Genomic DNA, 376 nt, shown 5'->3' on the forward strand with positions numbered 1-376 from the left:
TTGAGCGCCTTGATCTCGAGCGCGTGCGTCGGCCGCAATCCGTAGCCGATGTCGGTGACGGTCGATGCGAACTCGACGTGCTTCTCGACGAAGTCCTTGTTCGTCGCACCGGAGTTGACGATGTAGTTCTGGATGTAGTTGAGGATCGCCATGTCGCTCTGCGGGGTGAACACCAGCGGATTGTCGGCGAGCTCGAACGAGCGGTGCTCGAAGGTGGAGAGCACGTGGACCTCGCAGCCCTCGTGCGTCAGACGGCGGTCGGTCAGGCGCGACCACAGGATCGGATGCATCTCCGCCATGTTCGAGCCCCACAGCACGAACGCATCGGCGTGCTCGATGTCGTCGTAACAGCCCATCGGCTCGTCGATGCCGAAGG

The 376-nt window shown here is 62.5% G+C and carries 1 protein-coding gene; it reads right to left on the reverse strand.

The features are described from left to right. Nucleotides 1-376 (reverse strand): molybdopterin-dependent oxidoreductase (locus tag AABA84_RS34920; protein WP_338314367.1); only part of this gene is annotated, 376 nt, incomplete at both ends.

This window comes from Bradyrhizobium sp. TM239 (assembly GCF_036247985.1).
Taxonomy (GTDB): domain Bacteria; phylum Pseudomonadota; class Alphaproteobacteria; order Rhizobiales; family Xanthobacteraceae; genus Bradyrhizobium; species Bradyrhizobium ottawaense.